Origin of the sequence: Alteromonas sp. CH_MED4-4 (assembly GCF_037029575.1) — a bacterium.
In the GTDB taxonomy this organism is placed as follows: Bacteria; Pseudomonadota; Gammaproteobacteria; order Enterobacterales; family Alteromonadaceae; genus Alteromonas; species Alteromonas macleodii.
On sequence record NZ_JAYMEU010000011.1, the window covers coordinates 141,050 to 148,449 of the forward strand.

The 7,400-nt window shown below is 46.3% G+C and carries 4 protein-coding genes; 2 read left to right on the top strand and 2 right to left on the bottom strand.

Annotation, left to right across the window (positions count from 1 at the left end; translation table 11 throughout):
* Nucleotides 1–165: 165 nt before the first annotated feature.
* A complete protein-coding gene (locus WA381_RS10015) occupies nt 166–2,229 on the bottom strand; it encodes a transglycosylase SLT domain-containing protein (RefSeq protein WP_156085923.1) in 2,064 nt (687 codons plus the stop codon).
* 495 nt (nt 2,230–2,724) lie between these two features.
* On the opposite strand from WA381_RS10015, the gene fadB reads away from it, so the two are divergent.
* Nucleotides 2,725–4,875, top strand: coding sequence for a fatty acid oxidation complex subunit alpha FadB (fadB, locus tag WA381_RS10020; protein ID WP_156085922.1), 2,151 nt, complete (start codon nt 2,725–2,727; stop codon nt 4,873–4,875).
* Nucleotides 4,876–4,893: 18 nt separating this feature from the next.
* Nucleotides 4,894–6,057 (top strand): acetyl-CoA C-acyltransferase FadA, encoded by a 1,164-nt coding sequence (gene fadA, locus WA381_RS10025; RefSeq protein ID WP_156085921.1) that lies wholly within the window; start codon nt 4,894–4,896, stop codon nt 6,055–6,057.
* An 80-nt stretch (nt 6,058–6,137) separates the two neighbouring features.
* On the opposite strand, the gene WA381_RS10030 is transcribed toward fadA, so the two are convergent.
* Nucleotides 6,138–7,106 carry an integron integrase gene (locus tag WA381_RS10030; RefSeq protein ID WP_156085920.1) on the bottom strand — a complete coding sequence of 323 codons (969 nt, stop codon included), beginning with the start codon at nt 7,104–7,106 and terminating at the stop codon, nt 6,138–6,140.
* Nucleotides 7,107–7,400: the final 294 nt, after the last annotated feature.

Sequence of the window (7,400 nt, forward strand, 5' to 3'; positions counted from 1 at the left end):
CCCCTCTTATCTTTTTAGTCGTTAGTTAGCTACTAGTGTATCACGAGGCCAACATGACATGCATACTGGCTCAGACCGCTGTGCTGTTGTATACGTTAAGTTTCCCATACTGGTAAAATAATAACGTAATGAAAGGCGTACCCGTATACGCCTAACCTTTGATAGCTATCGCGGTGCTAATTGCAGTGTACCTGTTACCGGATGTGTACTTACTGCATCTGCCGATGGGATCATATCGCGGGTAAGTTGAGGGAAGATATTCTCGTTTCCACCTAACTGCTGGTCGTAAATATGCTGATACGCCATCACCGCCTTCACGTAAGCACGGGTTTCTTTGTAGGGAATATTCTCAATCCAAATATCCACGGGCAGCGCTTCATTAGCAGGTAACCATTCCAACACTTTGCGCCAACCAGCGTTATAAGATGCGGACACCAGCACAGGGTTATTGTTTAACTTGTCCATTAAATAACGCAGGTACTGCACGCCGTATTCAACGTTATCGTCTACCTGAAAAAGTGTGTTACGACTTACTTTCTCTTTTGCTACATAACGCGCTGTTCCCGGCATAAGCTGCATGAGTCCTGCCGCTCCCACCGAAGAGATAGCATCGCTTCTAAACGAACTTTCGCGGCGTGCAATAGCCATAGCCAGCGACTTTGAAATGCTGTATGCCTGCGACTTTTCGCTGAATACATCGTTAAAGGCCAGTGGGAATCGGCGCTCGACATCGTCCCAATAGCCACTTCGCGCAAAACTGGTAATAGCTTGATCGTACAAGCCCCACTCATACGCCAAAATGCCCGCATCGGTCACTTTCGATTCGGGTAAATGTGACAGTAAATAAAACCACTCACGGCGCGCTTCTGTGGTTCTGTCTAACCTGAAAAATTCAACAGAGCGCATGGTGGCAGGGGTTTTCGCCACACTGGCAATAGCTGCCGTGTCTCTTGGTGCTGGCGTGTGTGCAAGCGACGGAATTTCGCCTATGTGCGCACTTGCCATAAAGCCATAATAATGGCGTTCTTGAGAAAGCTCTTTATAAAGCACGGTAGCCTGCATAGTTTGACCAAGCGCTTCTAAAGCTCGGGCTTTCCAATAGCGATAGTTTTCTTCTCGCTGCAAACTGACAGGAGCGCTATCAATAACATTAACCACTTCCTGCCAATTTTTCGTGCGAAGCAAATGGGAAATATGCCAAAGCTTTACATCTTCACCGGCACCCTGCACATCAGCAAGTTCAAGCCAATGATGCGCTTGAGGAAGGCGGTCTAGCGTGTAGCTAAGCGCTATTGCTCTTCGCATAACGTGCTGCTGCGCTGGCGAGAACACGTTTTTGTCGTTGTAGCGGTTAAATACCGTGCCGGCTAAGTCAGGGTTTCGCCAAGCAAGTTTCTCGACCGCCCATACGATTACCTCAGCTTCATGCGATGCATTTTTTAGTGGAAAGAGCGCCGTTCTATTTACTCGGCTGGTGTCGCGGGTTACCGATAGCCACGCGTCAGCCAGGTATTGCTTATCACCGGGAAGTTGGCGCTTAAGATAAGAGATAATGCTTCGGTTATCTTCTTTCGCGGCAATCTCTATGCGCTTGATCACCATTTCGGGTGTCATCATGCCCGCTTTTTTCCACTTAGCAAAAAGCGGATCGCATTCATCCGGTTGCGACTGACCGTGAAGCCATAAAGCGTCGACTTCGGACAAAATAGCTTGTTCGCTTTCACCTTCTTTTAAACGGTAATTAAGCGCAATACAGGTTAGCCTTGCTCCCATGCCCGGGCGATAATTGTCTAAAAAAGTGCTGCGATAATCGTTCTTAGCAAGGTAATTAAGCCATTTATAACGCACACCGTAGCTTACCGGCTGACCATTGAAATCTTCTAGAAACTGCTTAACCTCGCGCTTTGTTCTTATTGACATCGTGCGCTCTAGCTTGAGTCTAAGTAGATAAGGATAAAGCGGATAATGCGCCAGTTCATAAATGTCGTTATCGAGGCGCTGAACGCTTCGCTTCGAATACGTTAACAGCTTTTTTTCAACTTCTAGATAACGAGCGCGATCCTTTTCGAAGATATCTTCGGGTAGTGTTAAAGGCTGTGTAGCCCATGCGCCGATAGAGAAAAATGAAGAGAGCGAGCAAACAAATGCCCCCACAACGGTGGCGAACAATTTATTGTTTTTTGTCAGCGAGCGCTGACCTAACCACGAACTAAAATAAAAACCAGACACAATAGAACTCCTACCCTGCTCTACACTCGAACGCTTATGAGCGCTGGCAAATTTGCCGAATCGAGCTGAATGTAAAATGTTGCTGAAAAAGCAGCATTGCGACTGATCCACTACGTTCGTTTGATAAACGAAGGGAAGATTTCAGCCTGGCTCCTTGCCAAAGAAGATGTTGTGCCAGCTGTCGTTAGCTATGCTTTACACACATAGTTGACATGATTGTAGATTATTCTTTTGCTGGATTGGCGCTTTGCGTCAATAACGCTCATTATACAACCACCAATGGCGAAATGAAGCTTGAATTCGATATTTACACTTGAATTTAAGTCATCCGACCACTACCTTAGACAAATTGAAACGCTTGTTTGATTTTTTGTTGAAATTTTGTGTGGCTTTGTAAAGAATCTAGCCACCCTAACGCGTTAGTGAATGCATACGACCCTACAAATTAGTTGGATTACTTCACTAACATCCTGGCCAATGCCGAAGGAGATGATAATGATATACACAGGCAAAAGTCTTTCCGTCAGCCTGTTAGAAGACGGCTTTGCTGAGCTGGTATTCGACGCCCAAGGTTCAGTAAACAAGTTCGACCGCCAAACGGTGAGTGAACTTGACGAAGCAACTCAAGCCCTACTTGCTAAAGGCGATGTTAAAGGCTTAGTAGTACGCAGTGCAAAACCTGCATTTATTGTAGGTGCTGATATCACCGAGTTCACTGGTTTATTCGCCATGGACGATGCAGAAGTACTACAGTGGGTTGCCAATACATCACAAGTATTCGACCGCTTCGAAGACCTACCTTTCCCTACCATCGCTGCAGTTAACGGCTTCGCTCTAGGTGGCGGCTGTGAGATGGCATTGGCGTGTGACATGCGTATTGCAGACACTACTGCTTCAATTGGTTTACCAGAAGTTAAACTAGGCCTAATGCCTGGTTTTGGTGGTACGGTTCGTCTACCTCGCCTTATTGGTTCAGACAACGCCCTTGAGTGGATGACCACTGGCCGCGACAGAAAAGGCGCGAAAGCCCTTGCTGAAGGCGCAGTTGATGCCGTTGTTGCACCAGAAGCACTTGTTGAAGGTGCGCTTTCAATGGTGAAAGACGCCGCGGACGGTAAATTTGACTGGCAAGCGCGTCGTGCGGTTAAGAAAGCCCCACTACAGCTAAACAAAAACGAAGCCATGATGAGCTTCAGTACTGCTCAAGCTATGGTATTTGCGCAAGCTGGCAAACACTACCCAGCACCGCACAAAATGGTTGAGACTGTTCAAAAAGCAGCGGGCCTAGACCGTGAAGGTGCACTTAAGCTTGAAAATGAAGGCTTTGTAGCGCTTGCGAAAACCGACGCTGCGAAAGCACAAATTGGTATTTTCCTTGCCGACCAGCTAGTTAAGAGCAAAGGTAAGAAGCAAGCGAAAGCGGCGACCAAGCAATCTAAGCTTAACGCTGTACTAGGTGCAGGCATCATGGGTGGCGGTATTGCATACCAAAGCGCCGTGAAAGGCACGCCGGTTATCATGAAAGATATTAACCAAGATGCACTAGACCTTGGCCTTTCAGAAGCAGCGAAAATCCTTGGTAAAGGCATGCAGCGCGGTAAAGTAGACGCGACTAAAATGGCGCAAACACTTAACGCTATCACCCCTACCCTTGAATACAGCACGCTTAAAGATGCTGACCTTGTTATTGAAGCGGTTGTAGAAAACCCGAAGGTAAAAGGTATTGTGCTTAAAGAAGTAGAGGACAACGTAGCGGACGACGCTATCATTTGTTCAAACACTTCTACTATCTCTATCAATCAGCTCGCTGAAAGCCTAGACAAGCCAGAGCGCTTCTGTGGTATGCACTTCTTTAACCCAGTGCACCGCATGCCGCTTGTTGAAATTATTCGTGGCGAAAAAACCTCTGAAGAAACCATCAATGCAGTAGTAGCCGCTACCCTTAAAATGGGTAAAACCCCAATTGTGGTTAACGACTGCCCAGGGTTCTTGGTAAACCGCGTATTGTTCCCATACTTTGCGGGCTTCAGTAAGCTACTTATCGACGGCGCAGACTTTGTTGCTGTTGATAAAGTAATGGAAAAAATCTTCGGCTGGCCTATGGGCCCTGCTTACCTAATGGACGTTGTAGGTATCGACACGGGCGATCACGCAGCAGACGTAATGGCAGCGGGTATTCCTGAGCGTATGGCTCGCCTAGACAACGACCCTGTAACACTGTTCTACAAAGAAGAGCGTTTAGGTCAGAAGAACGGTAAAGGTTTTTACAACTACGGTGTTGATAAGCGCGGCAAGCCGTCTAAAACACCGGCTGAAGAAGCATATGCACTAATGGCGCCACACGTAGCTGAGAAGACAGACTTTGAAGCAGACGACATTATTGCACGCCTTATGATCCCTATGGCAAACGAAGCAATTCGCTGCCTAGAAGAAGGCATTGTAGATAGCGCAGCTGAAGCAGATATGGCGCTACTTTACGGCTTAGGTTTCCCTCCATTCCGCGGTGGTATTTTCCGTTGGATTGAAACCATTGGCTTGGCGAACTTTGTTGCTATGGCAGACAAGTACGCTGAACTTGGTCCTATTTATCAGATCTCAGACGGCGTTCGTGAAATGGCCGCTTCTGGTAAATCCTATTTCGCATAAGACCCGGAGGAAAAACTAATGAAAGAAGTGGTCGTAATCGATTGCGTACGTACCCCTATGGGTCGTTCAAAAAACGGTGTTTTCAGAAATGTGCGTGCAGAAGACCTATCTGCTGCGCTAATGACCGCGCTACTAGAGCGTAACCCTGGCGTAAACCCAGCGGAAATTGAAGACATCATTTGGGGCTGTGTTCAGCAAACTAAAGAACAAGGCTTCAACGTTGCACGCAACGCGCAACTACTCACAAAAATTCCACGCACAACGGGCGCGGTAACGGTTAACCGTTTATGTGGTTCATCAATGCAAGCCCTTCACGATGCAACAAGCGGCATCATGAGCGGCCGTGGTGATATTTACATGATTGGTGGTGTTGAGCACATGGGTCACGTACCGATGAACTACAACATCGACTTCCACCCCGGTCTTGCTAAGTACACGGCGAAAGCGTCGGGCATGATGGGTATGACAGCCGAGCTACTTGGCCGTCAAAATGGTATTACTCGTGAGCAACAAGACGCATTCGGTGCGCGTTCGCACCAGCTAGCGCATAAAGCACACCTTGAAGGCCGCTGGGCTAATGAGATTGTGCCTGTTGAAGGTCACGACGCAAACGGCGTATTAAAGTTAATTGACTACGATGAAGTAGTACGCCCAGAAAGCACGGTCGAGAGCATGGCGGCACTTCGCCCAGTGTTCGACCCAGTAAACGGTACTGTTACTGCGGGTACATCTTCTGCGCTGTCTGACGGTGCATCAGGTATGCTACTTATGTCAGCAGATCGTGCGAAAGAGCTTGGCCTAACGCCTCGTGCGAAAATTCGCGCAATGGCTGTGGCTGGTTGTGATGCGGCAATTATGGGTTACGGCCCAGTTCCAGCAACACAAAAAGCCCTTAAGCGCGCTGGCCTAACTATGGACGATATTGAACTTGCTGAATTTAACGAAGCGTTCGCAGCACAGGCACTTTCGTGCATTAAGCAACTAGGTTGGATGGACCACCTTGATACTAAGATTAACCTTAACGGTGGTGCAATTGCACTTGGTCACCCACTAGGTTGTTCTGGTTCACGTATCTCAGGTACGCTTATCAACCTAATGGAATCACAAGACGTGAGCCTAGGCTTAGCGACTATGTGTATTGGTTTAGGCCAAGGTATTGCTACCGTATTTGAGCGTGTATAAGCGTTTAAATAAGCACTTTTAAAGCTAAATTTTGAAAAGGGCCTTCGGGCCCTTTTTGTTGGCTTTAATTACTTTTCAGATTACTTCAAAACACGAGATAAAGGACTTACCACACCCTGCGCACCCTGCTGAAGCACGTGGGTATAAATTTGCGTGGTCTTTACGTCTGAATGACCTAACTGTGTTTGCACCGTTCTAATATCAGCGCCCGATTGCAGCAAGTGCGTTGCAAAAGAGTGGCGTAGCGTATGAGGCGTAACTTTCTTTTTAATATCACAAGTTTTTGCCGTGTTTCGTATTGCTTTTTGTATACTCGATTCATCAATATGATGTCGTCGCACTTTCTTGCTTTCAGGATCGACAGATAATCGAGAAGAGGGAAATAAATAATGCCAGCCTAACTCTCTGGGCGCATTTTTGTATTTCAAACGTAATTGGTGAGGTAGATAAACGCCTGCGTATTTTGGATTTTCTAAATCAGCCGCCAAGAAGTTTTCTACCATAGCGATTTGTCGTGTAAGGCCAGGCTTTAGTTCCGCAGCCAACGTCACAATGCGATGCTTACCTCCTTTCCCATCCCAAATGCGAACAGCGTTGTAGTCAAAATCAATGTCTTTAACTCGTAGCCTAACCGCTTCCATTAGCCGCAAACCACTTCCGTACAATAAAGATATTGGTAACTTCAGGTTGGCAGGAATTTGCTCAAAAAGAGAAACGACCTCTTCCTGCGTTAATACTACCGGAAGCTTAGCTTGCCTACGACTTGAAACAAAGTTGAGTTCGCATGAAAGTGGCCTTTCCAATATATCGCGATACAAGAACGCCAGTGCATTTAGCGCGCTAGCCTGAGTGGCTGGCGCCACATTTTTAGCGTTAACTAAGTGAGTCAGAAACACTTCAACTTCTTTGTCTCCCATTTCAGATGGGTGCCTATTATTGTTAAAGCGAATAAAGCTAATGATCCATTTGCTATAGAGTTCTATCGAACGCTTCGCATAGCGACGGTTGTGCATGTGCTCTATCACCATTTGCATGAACATTGATTTCATTTTTTTGATTTTTATTGCTGTAAATAAACACAGAATTACGGTTTTTGACTCACCCGTAAAATAAAAAGGAAAGATTCCGTACTTAAGTTCAGTATTTTCAGATACTAAGTGTAGGTTATTGATGAAAGTGTATTTTCGTGCGAAAGTGGTAAAATTATAAATGTGATATATGGAAATTATCCACCTTGCATAAAGGATTTTTTCCGTACACTAAATTGTTAGGCACTTTATATGAATCCCATACAGCAAGCATCCAATTACGATAAGATTGCAGAGCATTGGAATAGCGATCGC